We start from the raw sequence: 15,702 nt of genomic DNA, 5'->3' as shown, positions 1-15,702 counted from the left end.
TGTGTCCTCCTAGAGGCTGTTGCCGTGGTCCGTGCTCCACAGTTGCGCGTCGTACAGGGCCGGGTCGTTGGCCAGTACGCCTGGATGCCTGAGCAGGGCATCCGATTCCATCAATGCACTGTGGAACTTGGTGCGGCTGAAAGCCGATTGGGAAAAACTGCTGCCGTTGACGTCGGCATACGAGAAATCCGCGTATTCCAGGTCGCAGCCGTCGAAGCGGGCGTTCTTCAGCAAGGCCCTGTGAAACACCGCCTGCTTCAACGTCGTGCCCGTGAAATCGGCCTGATCCGCCTGGCATTCGACCCACAGCGAGGCGTCCATGCGGGCATTCCGGAAAGACGCACCTTCCACGCGGGCGTAGGGAAACAGCGCGTTGTTGGCGTTGGCCATGTCCAGTTTCGCGCCGATCAGGTCGCAGCCCTTGAAGCTGCTTTGCGTCAGGTCGCTGCCGGTCAGGTCCACGCCGTGCAGGTTCGCGTCGATGAACTGGCACATCATCATGGATGCGCGCGGCATCTTCATGGCATGCAGATCCGATTCGAAAAAGACGGTTTTCTCGAAGGTCACTTCTTCGAATTCGCAGGCGCTCAGGTCGGCCTGATGGAACGTGAACTGCGAGAACTTCACTGATTCGAAGCGGGTGCGGTCGAGCCGCGAGCAGAAGAATACGGCATGGTCGGTCACGATCTCATCGAACACCGCATCCACCAGCGTCGAGTTGCGGATCGTGCTGAAACGGATGTCGCTGTCCGACACGCGGATGGCATTCAGATCGCAGTCGTTCAGGATCGCATGCGTCATGGTGCTGCGAATGTGGCGGCTGCCTTCCAAGCGGCATTCGTTGAAGATGGTCTTCTGCAGCACGCAGTCCTGGAAGGCCGCATCCGTGAAGTCGCAGCCCGTGAACGTGGCTTCGGTCAGGTTGCTGCCTTCGAAGGTGCAGCCCGAGAAATCGACGTGGTCGAACGTGGTGGCCGACAGGTCGGCGCCCGTCAGGCGCAGGCCGGCGAAGCTTTGGTCCGAGACCGGTTCGCCGTATCGGGTTTTTTCCAGCAGATCTTCCAGCGTCATCATGAGGCCTTTGCCTGCCGCAGGGGGTACAGGTTCACTTCCTTCTTGTAGGCGCCGTCCAGCGCCGTGCTGTCGTCCATCTTGCCCAGCGCGAAATTGGTGCGGAACAGGTTGGCGACGCTGAGGTCGGCGTGCCGCAGGTCCGCGGCCTTGAAGTCGCTGCCCATCAGATTGGCCTTCGACAGATCCGAATGCACCAGGGTCGCGCGCGTGTACTGCGTGTTCGTGGCGCGGGCCTTGTGCAGATTGGCGTGGCTCAGGTCGGCCAGCGAAAAGTCGCAAAGCTCGATGCGGGCATTCTCGAAATTCACCGATGGCATCGGCGTTTCGCGGAAGTTGCACTGCGTCAGGCTGGAGCCCTCGAACGAGCACGCATCCAGTTCGGTCTGGTGTACGAACGCGGTATTGCTGATCTGGCAGCGGTGAAAGAACACGCTGGTCATCGTAGTGATGAAGAACGAGCCGCCGTCCAGGTTGGCATTCTCAAAGGCTGTATTGGCCAGCTTGGCGTTCTGGAACGACACCTTCTCGAACCGGACTTCCTCCAGGCGGCAATCCGACAGTTCCGCGTCGTTGAAGATGCTCATGCGGAAATGCGCACCGCCCAGCATCCGGCATTTCAGCAGGCGGATCTTGTTGGGCATCACCGAATCGAACACGCCGCCCTGGATCACGCATTCCTCGAAATCGGCGTTTTCGATCACGGACTCCTTGAACGAGCAGTTCTCGAAGCACACGTTGTACAGCTTGGCCAGCGACAGGTTGGCGCGGTCGAACGTACAGTTCACGAACTTGCTGTTCGACAGGTCGGCGCGCGCCAGCACGCACTCCGTGAAGTTGCAGTACTGGAAGGTGCTGTCGGACAGGTCGCTGTTCTCCAGGAACGAACGGCTGAAGTCGGCATTGCCGAAACTCAGGCCGGGCAGGGCGCAGCCGGTCAGGTCCAGCTCGGAAAGCGATTCGCCGCGCTGGTGCCTTTCCATCACCAACTGCCGGATCACGCGGTTCTGTTCGGTGTCCAGTTTCAGGGCCGCGTCCTGCCAGTGCGCGGAATACAGATAGCTCTTGTGCAGCAGCGGCTTCATCGACCGCATCTGGCGTTGGAAGGCCGGCTCCTGCGCCCAGGCGGTCGCATCCTTGCCGGGCAGTTCCGGATTGTCCTTGATGAACGCGGCGTACTGGGGCGCCTGCTTGTAGTCCTGGCCAGGAGCCAGGGGTTCCGCCTCGCCCATCAGCTTGCCCAGCAGCGTGAAGTCGACCTCGGCGGTGGAGGGATTCATCACCGATCCCAGCATTTCCGGCTGCGCCAGCAACGCCAGCAATTGCGTGGGCGGTCCCGAGGGACGGCTGTCTGTATCGGGCATGGGTACGCCCTGCTTTTCATAGTGGGCCTTCAGCTCGGCGCTCTGGCGTTCCAACGCTTCCTTCAGCTTCTGCGATTCTTCCTTGTGACGGGCCATGTCGCGCGCCAGCTCGGGCAGGTCGCCGGGGCCGTAGCGTCTTTCGGGCCCGTGCAGGTCTGGCACGATCTCGTCCGGGTTCTGGCCGTAGTCGACCAGTTCCTGGCGCCGTTCCGCGATCACCTTGTGTTTGTAGAGCTGCGACTTGATCCAGGTGGGAGTCTGGAAGACCGCGTCGGTATCCATGTTGACCGCGCCGAGGATGGCCTCGGTGATCAGTTCGTCGTCGCACATCACGCGCACGCCGCCGGTTTCAGGGTCCTCGCGCAGGCGCATGATCTGGGCATAGTGCTCGGCCGAGCGCTCGGCGCCTTGCGCTTCCAGCGCGGACATCAGGCTCAGCACGTCGCTGGCATCGTCCTCCTGCACTTCGATGTTGCCGTGATAGATCAGCAACACTCTTTCCTGGTGAGGCACGAACCAGGCCGTGGTGGCGCGCATGTCGACTTCGTCGATCGGGGAGGCCTCGCCATCCACCGCTTTGCGGCGGATGAAGGCGCGCGCATGCCACTTGGGCAATTCGCCTTCCCAGCACGGAATCGTGGGGTGCATGTTCCAGATGCTGAAGGCCTCGCCCAACGGCAGTTCGCTGCGATTCGGCCAGCGCTGGTCCGGTTCGGCGGCGTTGAAGATCAACGGGTTCATGTCCGGGAAGAAACCCGGAAACTCTTCCTTCTTCCAGCGCTCGGAATACGTGCCCATCATGCCGAAGCGGCGCGGCAGCATCATGTTGATGGGGCCGAAGCTGTAGGGCGTGCCGTTGCGCTGTCCGCGCTGGTAGCGATCGATGCCGTGCTCGATGTTGGGATAGCGCACCAGCTTCTGCCCGTGGGCGTCCACCGGTTCTATGCCCGTGCCGCCGGGGTTTTCCGGAAAGTTCGGACCGCCGAAGGCGCGGCTCCAGGTCATCGGCATGCTGTCGAAGGGAACCGGGTCGGTCGGGCGGTCGCCGATCAGGTAGCGGTCGCCGAATACGACCAGCTCTTTCTCCAGTTCGCCCACCTGCGCGCGCACCATGACCTTGGTCTTGTCGTCCTGATGGCTGGTGTAGGCATGGCCGCCCACCAGGAACTCGGGCACCGTCTTGGGCAGGATGTGGTCGATCACGCCGTCGCAGTCCAGCTCGGGCATCACCTCGCGCCAGACTTCCATGTCGGACAGCAGCTTGGGGTTGCCTGGCTCGCGCAGGTCCGCCAGCGCGTAGATGGCCACGGACAGGAAATTGCGTCTGCGCCACGAATAGGGCCGATGCAGCGAGGTCAGTCGGAACGGTTTGATCGTTTTCATGGGCTTCAGAACTGCAGCACGAACTGCTCGGTGCGCTTTGGGTCGACCAGTATGGGGATGCGTTTGCCCAGTTGCAGATAGGACAGGGCCTGATAGGCAATGGGCTGGCGTATCTCGTGTATGTGCTCTTTGCCCGCGGCGACGTACTTGACCTTCACGCGCATGACAGGCACTTCATTCAGGTACGTGGACGTCGCTTCCACGCCGAGGATCGTCGCCTGAACGCGCAGACCGTCCGTATCCAGGCGCTTCATCAGCGCTTCCTGGCGGATGTGAGCGCTAAGAACGAAGTGATACATCCCGGCCAAGAACAAGGCGGTCAGAAGCATGGCGACCGACTCTTCATACCGCTGCGCGTGCAACGACCAAGCGGACCAGACCAGAAATACGCACAACGGGATGCGGAACAGGTACTTCACCCACTGCATGCCGTCTCCTCTGTCGGGTTTTCATGCAAGGACGGGGCGGCGCGTGACGCCTCAGAGCTTCAGCACGAACCGGCCTTCCTTTCTCGGATCGAGGCGTATGCCGATACGCTTTCCTGCCTGGACGGCAGCCAGGGATTGGTAGGGGATGGGCTGCTTCACTTCGCCGGTGCGCTCCTGGCCGTTCACGGTGTATCGCACGCTCACGCGCATGATCGGCACTTCATTCAGGTACTTGCCGGTGTCTTTCACGCTCAGGATGAGAGCCTGAGTGGCCGAGCCTTCCTGCTCCAACCGGTTGGCCAGCGCCTCCTGGCGAAAGTAGGGATGGAAGAAGACGAAGTACATGATGGCGGTCAGCACCACGGACACCGCCAGGGCGGCAGCCGTGTTGTAGTCCTTGGTGTAGATCATCCAGGCTATCAAGACCAGAAAAACGATCCCCATGCCTGGCATGAGGTATTTGATCCACTGCATGAATGGGTTCCTATGCGTGGCTCTCGAGCGCCGAGACCCGGTTGTCCAAGGTGCTGATGTTGTTCTTCACGCCATTCAGGTCTTGCTTGAGACCACTTTGCGTCGCCTTCACCCCGCGCGTGATCCGGGACAGCACGGCGGTGTTGGAGCGAACGGCATTTATGCTGTTCTTCATGGCCACCAGCCTATCCTCCGCCGCCACCAGGTCGGCCTTCTGGCCCGCCGTGCGCAAGGTCTTGCCCACGATGGTCGCCGAGAGACCGTTAACGGTAGTGCTCATTCCGTTGCAGGAAAAGCTAACCGCCGACAGTGTCGTGTTCAGCGCCGCGTAGATAGACGTGTTAGTACCCAATACGGACCCAAACTTGAAGCCATTGGTATGGTCCCAGACGCTGCCCTTGACCGACTTCCAGAAGCTGCCTGCCTCGACCTTCATTTCGCCCAGGATCTTCGTGCTTTGGTCGGCTTGCACCTTCAATTCATGATTGGCGTCCACCTGTTGCGTCAGCGTGGTGTTGTACTTGTGCAGGGCGGCCTGTTGCACCGTGATCTCTTGCCTGGCCGTGGTGATGCGCTTTTCCAGGCCGATGACCGTCTTGGTGAACTGCCCCTCGAACCGCTGCGTCGCATCCTTCATCACCGTGATCTTCTGCTCGGCCTGCACCAGCCGTTCCTCCATCCGCTTGATGGTGGTCTTCAGATCCTCGCCCACCTCGATGGTATGGTTGCAGCCGATCGTCTGCGTGTGGTTCTTGCCCACCGTATGCGTGTGATCCACGCCCACGTTCTGGCAGTGGTTGTTGCCGACGTGGTGGTCGTGGTCATTGACCACGTCGTTCAGCATGTTGCGCTGCGCGCGGGTGTGGAACAGCTCCAGGCCCAGCTTGTCGTCGAAGATCATGCGGTTGGACATGGACGGGTCGCCATGTACCGACTGGCTGCGGAAGCCGCTTTGCGTCGCGCTGGCGGGCAGGTCCACGGGCGGCATGTTGTTGCCGTTGTAGACGCGGCCCAGTATCAGCGGACGGTCCGGGCAGCCGCCGATGAAGTCCACCACGACCTCGTCGTTGATGCGCGGCAACTGCAGGCCGCCGAAGCCGCCGCCGGCCCAGGGGCTGGAAACGCGCACCCAGCACGAGCTGTTCTCGTTCTTCTGGCCGTAGCGGTCCCAGTGGAACTGCACCTTGATGCGGCCGTATTCGTCCGTCCAGATCTCCTCGCCGGCCGGGCCCACCACGCGCGCGGTCTGCGGGCCGTGGGTATGCGGAATCGGCGAGGTGCGGGGGGCGCGGTACTGATGGCTGGTGGGCAGGACGACGAACGAGGTTTCCCAGAAGAATTCGGAACCCGAACCCGTCGAATGCCCGCCGGAGTTCATGCGGTAGTTGGCCGACAGCACCAGATACTCTTTGTTCTCGGCCGAGCGCGGATGGTTCTTCAGCGTGAAGAGATAACCCGGCGCGATCTTGCGCGCGGAGCCCATGCCGCGGCCCTGCTTGCGCTGGGTTTGAAGCTCTTGCAGGCGCACCTTCGAATATTGCTCGGCCTGATCGGGCTCCTGGAAGCCGCCTTGCCATTCGTACATCTCCAGGTTGCCGCTTTGCGAGCCGCCCGGCTGGCGCGAGACGGCATCCAGGCTGGCGCCCGGCTTGATCGGGTCGTAGTCCACCGTGGCGTAGCTATCCGGCGTAATCGCCGAGGCCACTTCCCACATCGAGATGTATTCATCCTGCGGCGTGACCAGGCGATCCGGGCCGTAATACGGAATGTCTTCGTAACCCGGCTGTTCTTCGTGCGAGGCCACGTCGTCGACCATGACCAGCGTATGTTGCCCGTTGCCGTGCTTGAAGTAGTAATAGATGCCTTCGTGTTCCATCAGGCGGCTGAGGAAGGCGAAATCGGTTTCCTGGTACTGCACGCAGTATTCCCAGGTTCGGTAGGCGCCGGTCAGTTTCGACTCGAACGCGAAACCGTATTCGCCCAGCACTTCGGCAATCACGTCGGGCACGGTCTTCTTCTGGAAGATCTTGCTGTCCGAGGTCTGGGTCAAATACCACAGCCACGGGCGCACCGTGGCCCGATAGATGTAGTGGCGCGAGGTGCCGCTTTCGCGGCCGATCATCTCGCAACGCGTCACGTGGCCATCCAGGAAGCGCGAGCCCGACTGCGTTTCCATCTCCAGCGTCAGCGGCTTGCCCAGCAACGCGTCCAGATCCAGGTTGTAGTTGTCGGCGATCAGCTCGACGTCGAACTCGAACAATCGCGACAGGCCTTCCGAACCGGTCATGCTGCGGAAGGCGACCTGGCCCTCCAGGGGCGTGTGCGCGACGATGGCGCGATATTGGATGGAATCCGGTACGTCCATGACATCCCTCGTGTGCCAACGCAGCCCATCTCGAAACCGGACGGCTGCCCCATCATGCGATGGCTGTTGTTATTGGGGGTTGCGCGCTTGCGCGGAGCAGCACGAATGCCGCCCCTTTTCTTTTAAGGCGACATTAATAACCTGGGGAAAAGCGGCCCATATGTGCGAATGAGCCATTTTGTTAATAAACATGAATGCCCGTTTTCCGGCGGATAACGCCGCGCGAGCGCAGCCGGCGGGATGGGGCGCCGCAGGGCGATTGCGCCTATGGGCGGGTGGGGCGAGAGGGTGGGGGCGAGGTAGCGAGCAAACCGTGTGCCTGGACGGTCGGGGCGCAGGGCGTGGAGCTTGGCCTGATCTCGCAATACTTTTTATTGCATTTTCTTTACAGGAATGCCGGTTGCCTCTGTCGCCCGGCGTGTCCGCCCCCTGCATGGAGGCAGGCGGACAGTGCTCGTCTGGCGATTATTCGATGCGCGCACCGGCCGCCTTGACGACCTCGGCGGATTTCTTCCAGTCTTGCCGCAGCAAGGCCTGGAATTGCGCCACGGGCAAGGAGCCGGCTTCTACGCCCAGGTTGGACAGGCGCTTCTGCACCACGGGGTCTTGCAGCACCTTCTGCACGGCGGCGTTGATGCGTTCGATCTCGGCGGCGGGCGTCCCGGCGGGCGCCAGCAGGCCCAGCCAGGAGTCGAATACATAACCGGGCAGGCCGGCTTCGGCCACGGTGGGGAGATCGGGCAGGAATTGCGAGCGCTTCTCGCCCGAGTAGGCCAGGAGTTTGACGCGTGTATCGTTGCGGTAGGCCAGCATGCCGATGCTGGCGCCGGTGACGACTTCGACGCGGCCGGCCAGCAGTTCGGTCACGGCGTCGCCCGTCGACTTGGTGGGGATGTGCTGCAGCGTAATGCCGGCTTGCGCGGCCAACAGAGCTGTTGCCAGATGAGAGGCGCTGCCGTTGCCGGCCGAGGCATAATTCAGCTTGCCCGGTTCGGCCTTGGCGCGCGCGATCAGCGCCTGCAGGCTGTCGATGCCGGACGGCGCCGACACGCCCACCACGTAGCCCGTGCGGCCCACGTAGGACACCGGCGCGAAGTCGGCCACCGGATCGTACGGCAGTTTGGCATACAGGTGCGCGGCCAGGTAGTGGCTGGCCGCGGCCATCACCAGCGTATTGCCGTCGGGGGCGGCGCGCGCCACTTGCGTGGTGCCCACGCTGCCGCCCGCGCCCGCGCGGTTCTCCACCACGACCGTGGCGTCGAGCGCCTGGCCGAGTTCATTGGTGAAGGTGCGGGCGACGGCGTCCTGTGTGGCGCCCGGCCCGTACGGCACGATGATGCGGATGACGCGGTCGGCGTGGGCGGGGCCGGACAGGCCCATGACCAGCGCGGCGACGGCGCCGCCCAGTTGCAGGTTGCGGACACGGGGGAAGAACTTCATGAAGACATCCTGGAAAGCGTTGCTGCTGGCGCCGCGGTGGGCGACCGACACGCGATCTTATGGGGACGTTGCCGCCGCGACAAAGACCGATCGGCAATATGCATAACCGGCTTGGAAGAGGGGACTTGCGCGGGATCATGTAAGGCTGCATGAACCAGGCATGGAGAGCGCGGCTTGCCATGGATGGCACGGCAGGCCGCGAAGCGGGGCCTGCGTTCGGGCAGGCGCCCGGTGGTGAAGCGCTCAGTGCAGCGGCTGCGTACGGATGAGTCCGACGGCGATGCCTTCGAGCGAGAAGTCCTGCCCGGCCTGCACGATGATGGGCGAGAAGTCGGGGTTCTCGGGCAGCAGTTCGATGCGGCCGTTTTGCCGTTGCAGGCGCTTGACGGTGACCTCGTCGTCGAGCCGGGCGATGACGATCTGGCCGTTGCGCGCTTCGGCGGTCTTCTTGACGGCCAGCAGGTCGCCTTCGAGGATGCCGGCGTCGCGCATGCTCATGCCGCGCACCTTGAGCAGGTAATCGGGCGCCTGGGCGAACAGGCCTGGATCGACGCCGACTTCGCGTTCGACGTGCTCGGCGGCCAGCATGGGGCTGCCCGCGGCGACGCGGCCGATGAGCGGCAGCAGCAGGTGGGACAGGGCCGAGGCGATGGCGGCGGGAGCCTCGGCAGGCGCATCGGCCGACGGCTTGAGCCGAATGCCGCGCGAGGCGCCGGCGGTGAGTTCGATGGCGCCCTTGCGGGCCAGCGCCTTCAGGTGGTCTTCGGCGGCGTTGGGCGAGCGAAAGCCCAGTGCCTGCGCGATTTCGGCGCGCGTGGGCGGAAAGCCGGTGCGGGCAACCGTCTGGCGGATGAGATCCAGGATTTCCTGTTGGCGTTCCGTGAGTTTCGTGGCCATGGCGATGATCCGTGTGCGCTGAACGCGGACTGTATGTATATACAGCGGCATTCTGGGGGACGCAGCGGAAAAATGCAAGACACGCGTATGAAACGCGATGCTGCAAGGGCGGCGTGCGCCGCGGCAAAAGCACGTACTGGCCCAGGCACCAAAGAAAAACGGAGCCCGTGGGCTCCGTTCCGCGCGTGCCGAACAGCGGTGAGGCTTACTTCAACACGGCGGCGATGGCCTTTGCCACCACGTCGATGTTGCGGCTGTTCAGCGCGGCCACGCAGATGCGGCCGGTGCTGATGGCGTAGACGCCATGCTCTTCGCGCAGGCGATCGACCTGCTGGCTGGTCAGGCCCGAGTACGAGAACATGCCGCGCTGCTTCAGCACGAAGCTGAAGTCCTGCGTGGCGCCGTGTTCCTTGATCTTGTCGACCAGCTGCTTGCGCATCAGGCGGATGCGGTCGCGCATGCCGGCCAGTTCGCGGTCCCACTCCGCGAACAGCCCGGCGTCGTTCAGGATGGTGGAGACCAGCGTGCCGCCGTGGGTGGGCGGGTTGGAATAGTTGGTGCGGATGGTGCGCTTCAGTTGGCTCAGCACGCGGCCGGCCTCTTCCTTGTCGCCGGCCACCACGGTCAGGGCGCCCACGCGCTCGCCGTACAGCGAGAACGACTTCGAGAACGACGAACTGATCAGCATCGTGACGTCGAGGTCGGCGAACATGCGCACGACCGAGGCATCTTCCTGCAGGCCATCGCCGAAGCCCTGGTACGCGATGTCCAGGAACGGGACCAGGCCATTGGCCTTGACCACGTCGGCGATCTGGCGCCACTGCTCGGCCGTGGGGTCGACGCCGGTGGGGTTGTGGCAGCAAGCGTGCAGCACCACGATGGTGTTGGCCGGAGCCGACTTCAGGTCGGCCAGCATGCCGTCGAAGTTCAGGCCGTGCGTGGCGGCATCGTAGTAGGTGTAGGTGCCGACCGGGAAGCCGGCGCGCTCGAACAGGGCGCGGTGGTTTTCCCAACTGGGGTCGCTGATCAGCACCTTGGATTTCGGCAGCAGCTGGCGCAGGAAGTCGGCGCCGATCTTCAGTGCGCCGGTTCCGCCCAGGGCCTGGGCGGTCAGCACGCGGCCGGCGGCGGCCAGAGGCGAGTCGGCGCCCAGCAACAGGGCCTGCGCGCCCTTGTTGTAGCCGGGGATGCCTTCGATGGGCAGGTAGCCGCGGGCGGCGGCGGCTTCGACACGGGCGACTTCGGCCTTGCGCACGGCGCCCAGCAGCGGAATACGCCCTTCGTCGTCGTAGTACACGCCGACGCCGAGGTTCACCTTGCCGGGGCGGGTGTCGGCGTTGTACTGCTCGTTCAGGCCAAGAATGGGGTCGCGCGGCGCGAGTTCGACGGAAGCGAAGAGGTTGCTCATGGGCGTTGAATGGCTGGGTGGACGCACTACCGGGTGCTGTGGATAATGGGGGGTTTACCCCCGACAGAATGTCTTGAAAAAGACATCTTGGAAAAGTCTAGCATGCCGCCCGATTCCGGATTCGTCGATTACCCCGGCAGCCCCTTCCACCTGCACCAACCTTATCCCCCCGCGGGCGACCAGCCCGGCGCGATCGAGGGGCTCGTGCAGGGCGTGCAGGACGGCCTGATGTACCAGACCTTGCTGGGCGTCACGGGCTCCGGCAAGACCTACACGATGGCCAACGTCATCGCGCAGATGGGCCGTCCCGCCCTGGTGCTGGCGCCCAACAAGACGCTGGCCGCGCAGCTCTACGCCGAGATGCGCGAGTTCTTCCCGCGCAACGCGGTCGAGTACTTCGTCTCGTACTACGACTACTACCAGCCCGAAGCCTACGTGCCGACGCGCGACCTGTTCATCGAGAAGGACTCCTCGATCAACGAGCACATCGAGCAGATGCGCCTGTCGGCCACCAAGAGCCTGCTGGAGCGGCGCGACACCGTCATCGTGGGCACCGTGTCGTGCATCTACGGTATCGGCAATCCGGGCGATTACCACGCCATGGTGCTGATCCTGCGCGCCGGCGACCGCATCTCGCGCCGCGAGATCCTGGCGCGCCTGGTGGCCATGCAATACACCCGCAACGATGCCGACTTCACCCGCGGCACGTTCCGCGTGCGCGGCGAGACGATCGACATCTTCCCCGCGGAAAGCCCCGAGCTGGCGCTGCGCCTGACGCTGTTCGACGACGAGATCGAAACGCTGGAACTGTTCGATCCCCTTACCGGGCGCGTGCGGCAGAAGCTGCCGCGCTTCACCGTGTATCCGGGGTCGCATTACGTCACGCCGCGCGAAACCGTGCTGCGCGCCATCGAGACCATCAAGGAAGAGCTGCGCGAGCGCCTGTCGTTCCTGACCAGGGACGGCAAGCTGGTCGAGGCCCAGCGCCTGGAGCAGCGCACGCGTTTCGACCTGGAAATGCTGCAGGAGCTGGGCTTCTGCAAGGGCATCGAGAACTACTCGCGGCATCTGTCGGGCGCCATGCCGGGCGATCCTCCGCCCACGCTGATCGACTACCTGCCTGCCGACGCGCTGATGTTCATCGACGAGAGCCACGTCACCATCGGCCAGTTGGGCGGCATGTTCCGCGGCGACCGGGCGCGCAAGGAAACGCTGGTGCAGTACGGTTTTCGCCTGCCGTCGGCGCTGGACAACCGGCCGTTGCAGCTCGAAGAGTTCGAGGCGCGCATGCGCCAGTGCGTGTTCGTGTCGGCCACGCCCGCCGCCTACGAGAAAGAGCACGCCGACAACGTGGTCGAACAGGTGGTGCGTCCCACCGGCCTGGTGGATCCGATCGTCGAGGTGAGGCCCGCGCGCACCCAGGTCGACGATCTGCTGGGCCAGTTGAAGACACGCATCGCCGTGGGCGAGCGCGTGCTGGTCACCACGCTGACCAAGCGCATGGCCGAGGACCTGACCGACTACCTGACCGAGCACGGCATCAAGGTCCGCTACCTGCATTCCGACATCGACACCGTCGAACGCGTCGAGATCATCCGCGACCTGCGCCTGGGCACTTTCGACGTGCTGGTGGGCATCAACCTGCTGCGCGAGGGCCTGGACATCCCCGAGGTGTCGCTGGTGGCCATCCTGGACGCCGACAAGGAAGGTTTCCTGCGTTCCGAGCGCAGTCTGATCCAGACCATCGGCCGCGCCGCCCGCAACCTGAACGGCTATGCGATCCTGTATGCCGACCACATCACGGATTCGATGCGGCGCGCCATGGACGAAACCGAGCGGCGCCGCAACAAGCAACTGCAGCACAACGCGGACCACGGCATCACCGCGCGCGGCGTCAACAAGGCGGTGCGAGAGCTGATCGACGGCGTGGTGGCCCCGGCCAGCCACGATACGCTCGAGGCCGCGGTGCCGGTCGAGGCGCTGACCGACGAGAAGGCCTTGGCCCGCGAGATCAAGCGCCTGGAAAAGCAGATGATGGATCATGCCCGCAACCTGGAGTTCGAACAGGCCGCCGCGGCGCGCGACGCACTGAATGCGCTGAAGAAGCGGGTGCTGCTGGACGGTGCGGTGTAGTAAATAGGGTCGTAGCGGATGGCGTCCTATCGTTACAAATGCGTGCCGCCCGGCGTGGCGTGCGCTTAAATCGGGGGCGGATTCGCCGCATCCCGTTCAGCGGTTGAAAAGGTGCTGTGTCATGTATTTGAAACGTCATTCAATTGATTGATTTTATTGGGAAAATTGATCTTTTAAATGATGGATATTCATATAACAGAACTGCAAAAAAAACTTGCTATGTTCCGGGTTTTCCCGCACACTTGACGCCATGATGACCAAGGTACTTTTCGTTTGCATGGGCAATATCTGTCGCTCGCCGAGCGCAGAAGGCGTCTTCCGCCATCTGGTGAATGACGCCGGGTTGGGTGACGTCGTGCGGATCGACTCTGCCGGCACCCACGCCTATCACATCGGCGAAGCGCCCGATGCCCGGGCCCTGGCCGCGGCCCGCAAGCGCGGCTACGACATCACTCACTGCGAGGCCCGCCAGGTCACCGCGGAAGACTTCCGCGACTTCGACCTCATCCTGGCGATGGACTGGGACAACCTGTCCGCCATGCAGCAGCAGTGCCCGAAGGCCTACCAGCACAAGCTGATGCTGCTGATGCGCTTCGCGAACGAGTTCGAGGAAGCCACCGTGCCCGATCCGTATTACGGCGGTCCCGAAGGTTTCGGCAAGGTACTGGATTACATCGAAGACGCCTGTCAGGGCGTGCTTGAGCTGGTGCGCAAGCGCGCCACGCAGTACCAGGCCGCGTAAGCCATTCCGAAGTCGTGCCGCGCCTCCCCTGGGTGGCGCCGGCAAACCGTGTCGCTCATCCTCAGACCGCGCCCAGGCGCGGTTTTTTCCGGCCAGGATACCTAGCAAATTACTCGGGTATTTGCTATACTTGAGGCAATTACTCAAGTATTAGGCCGTCTGAAACGATCCTCTGGGTCACCTTCAGGCGATTTTACGGATACACAGGAAACCCACCATGCGGCTAACTACCAAAGGGCGTTTCGCCGTAACGGCCATGATCGACCTGGCAATGCGGCAGCACAGCGGCCCGGTCACGCTCGCGGCCATCAGCCAGCGGCAGAACATTTCGTTGTCCTACCTGGAACAGCTGTTCGGCAAGCTGCGCCGCCACGAACTCGTGGACAGCGTGCGCGGCCCGGGCGGCGGCTACTCGCTGGCCCGCCTGGCCCGCAACATCACCGTCGCCGACATCATCTTCGCCGTGGACGAACCCCTGGATGCCACCAGCTGTGGCGGCAAGCGCGATTGCACCAGCGGCAACGACGGCCGTTCGGGCAAGTGCATGACGCACGAACTCTGGGCTACGCTGAACCGCAAGATGGTGGACTACCTCGATTCGGTCTCCCTGCAAGATCTGGTCGACCAGCAGCGCGTGCGCCAGTTGCAGGAAGCGGCTAATCAAGCCCAGGAATGCTCGGTGCGGGTCAACCGCACGGGGACCGCGGCCAATGCGCCGGCGGTCGCTGTCGAGGCCAACGCCACCGTATAAAAAGCAGGAGTTGCACAAATGACCACCCGTCCCATCTACCTCGATTATTCGGCCACCACGCCGGTCGACCCCCGCGTGGTCGACAAGATGGTGCCCTGGCTGTACGAAAACTACGGCAACCCGGCCTCGCGCAGCCATGCCTTCGGCTGGGATGCCGAGGAAGCCGTCGAGAAGGCGCGCGAGGAAGTCGCCAAGCTGGTCAACGCCGACCCGCGTGAAATCGTCTGGACTTCCGGCGCCACCGAATCGGACAACCTCGCCATCAAGGGCGCGGCCAACTTCTATGCCGAGCGTGGCAAACACATCATCACGGTCAAGACCGAGCACAAGGCGGTGCTGGACACCTGTCGCGAACTCGAACGCCAAGGCTTCGAGGTCACCTACCTGGATGTCCAGGAAGATGGCCTGATCAGCCTGGATGCGTTCAAGGCCGCGCTGCGTCCCGACACCATCCTGGTGTCGGTCATGATGGTGAACAACGAGATCGGCGTCATTCAGGACGTCGAGGCCATCGGCGAGATCTGCCGCGAGAAGGGCATCATCTTCCACGTGGATGCGGCGCAGGCCACTGGCAAGGTCGAGATCGACCTGCAGAAGCTGAAGGTCGACCTGATGTCGTTCTCGGCGCACAAGACCTATGGTCCCAAGGGCATCGGCGCGCTGTACGTGCGCCGCAAGCCGCGTGTGCGCATCGAGGCGCAGATGCACGGTGGCGGCCACGAGCGGGGCTTCCGTTCGGGCACGCTGGCCACGCACCAGATCGTCGGCATGGGCGAGGCATTCCGCCTGGCCCGCGAGGAAATGGGCACCGAGAACGAGCGCCTGCGCATGCTGCGCGATCGCCTGTACGCCGGCCTGTCGCAGATCGAAGAGGTCTACGTCAACGGCAGCATGGAACACCGCGTGCCGCACAACCTCAACATCAGCTTCAACTATGTCGAGGGCGAGTCGCTGATCATGGCCATCAAGGAACTGGCCGTGTCCAGCGGGTCGGCCTGCACGTCGGCCAGCCTCGAGCCGTCCTACGTGCTGCGCGCGCTGGGCCGCAACGACGAACTGGCGCACAGTTCCATCCGCTTCACCCTGGGCCGTTTCACCACCGAGCAGGAAGTCGACTTCACTGTCGAACTGATCAAGAGCCGGGTGGGCAAGCTGCGCGACATGTCGCCGCTGTGGGAAATGGCCAAGGACGGCATCGACCTGAACACCGTGCAGTGGGCCGCTCACTGAGCCCCGACTACGAACA

12 protein-coding genes are annotated in these 15,702 nt (G+C 63.4%); 4 read left to right on the top strand and 8 right to left on the bottom strand.

Translation table 11 applies throughout. The annotated features are described in order from the left end of the window. Positions 1-9: 9 nt before the first annotated feature. The 8 genes from A7W11_RS16860 to A7W11_RS16825 form a co-directional block, all read right to left on the bottom strand. Positions 10-1,074 (bottom strand): pentapeptide repeat-containing protein, encoded by a 1,065-nt coding sequence (locus tag A7W11_RS16860; protein WP_066415544.1) that lies wholly within the window; start codon positions 1,072-1,074, stop codon positions 10-12. Further along, positions 1,071-3,818 carry a DUF2169 family type VI secretion system accessory protein gene (locus A7W11_RS16855; RefSeq protein WP_066415534.1) on the bottom strand — a complete coding sequence of 916 codons (2,748 nt, stop codon included), beginning with the start codon at positions 3,816-3,818 and terminating at the stop codon, positions 1,071-1,073. The genes A7W11_RS16860 and A7W11_RS16855 overlap by 4 nt, the downstream gene beginning before the upstream one ends. A gap of 5 nt (positions 3,819-3,823) precedes the next feature. Continuing rightward, positions 3,824-4,246, bottom strand: coding sequence for a DUF3592 domain-containing protein (locus tag A7W11_RS16850; RefSeq protein ID WP_066415532.1), 423 nt, complete (start codon positions 4,244-4,246; stop codon positions 3,824-3,826). Between the two features lie 51 nt (positions 4,247-4,297). Further along, positions 4,298-4,720, bottom strand: coding sequence for a hypothetical protein (locus A7W11_RS16845; RefSeq protein WP_066415529.1), 423 nt, complete (start codon positions 4,718-4,720; stop codon positions 4,298-4,300). A gap of 10 nt (positions 4,721-4,730) precedes the next feature. Then, positions 4,731-7,085 carry a type VI secretion system Vgr family protein gene (locus tag A7W11_RS27540; RefSeq protein ID WP_082887306.1) on the bottom strand — a complete coding sequence of 785 codons (2,355 nt, stop codon included), beginning with the start codon at positions 7,083-7,085 and terminating at the stop codon, positions 4,731-4,733. A gap of 465 nt (positions 7,086-7,550) precedes the next feature. After that, positions 7,551-8,525 (bottom strand): tripartite tricarboxylate transporter substrate-binding protein, encoded by a 975-nt coding sequence (locus tag A7W11_RS16835; RefSeq protein WP_066416186.1) that lies wholly within the window; start codon positions 8,523-8,525, stop codon positions 7,551-7,553. A gap of 243 nt (positions 8,526-8,768) precedes the next feature. Further along, positions 8,769-9,422: a transcriptional repressor LexA gene (gene lexA, locus A7W11_RS16830; protein ID WP_066415521.1), complete on the bottom strand. Its 654-nt coding sequence runs from the start codon at positions 9,420-9,422 to the stop codon at positions 8,769-8,771. Between the two features lie 205 nt (positions 9,423-9,627). Then, positions 9,628-10,830 (bottom strand): amino acid aminotransferase, encoded by a 1,203-nt coding sequence (locus A7W11_RS16825; protein ID WP_066415518.1) that lies wholly within the window; start codon positions 10,828-10,830, stop codon positions 9,628-9,630. Positions 10,831-10,932: 102 nt separating this feature from the next. Between A7W11_RS16825 and uvrB the strand changes: the two genes are divergently transcribed. From uvrB to A7W11_RS16805, 4 genes are all read left to right on the top strand, one after another. After that, positions 10,933-12,963, top strand: a complete 2,031-nt coding sequence (gene uvrB, locus A7W11_RS16820; protein WP_066415509.1) for an excinuclease ABC subunit UvrB — start codon at positions 10,933-10,935, stop codon at positions 12,961-12,963. A gap of 250 nt (positions 12,964-13,213) precedes the next feature. Then, positions 13,214-13,705 carry a low molecular weight protein-tyrosine-phosphatase gene (locus A7W11_RS16815; protein ID WP_066130280.1) on the top strand — a complete coding sequence of 164 codons (492 nt, stop codon included), beginning with the start codon at positions 13,214-13,216 and terminating at the stop codon, positions 13,703-13,705. Positions 13,706-13,922: 217 nt separating this feature from the next. Further along, the gene (iscR, locus tag A7W11_RS16810) at positions 13,923-14,456 is read left to right on the top strand and encodes a Fe-S cluster assembly transcriptional regulator IscR (RefSeq protein ID WP_066415506.1); all 534 of its coding nucleotides are present in this window, start codon (positions 13,923-13,925) and stop codon (positions 14,454-14,456) included. Positions 14,457-14,474: 18 nt separating this feature from the next. Further along, on the top strand, positions 14,475-15,686 hold the full coding sequence (locus tag A7W11_RS16805; protein ID WP_066415495.1) for an IscS subfamily cysteine desulfurase: 1,212 nt from the start codon (positions 14,475-14,477) through the stop codon (positions 15,684-15,686). The last annotated feature ends 16 nt before the right edge of the window (positions 15,687-15,702 follow it).

This window comes from Bordetella ansorpii (assembly GCF_900078315.1).
GTDB lineage: Bacteria > Pseudomonadota > Gammaproteobacteria > Burkholderiales > Burkholderiaceae_B > Bordetella > Bordetella ansorpii.
Note: the sequence above shows the minus strand (reverse complement) of the source record. Positions and strands in the feature narration are given on the sequence as shown.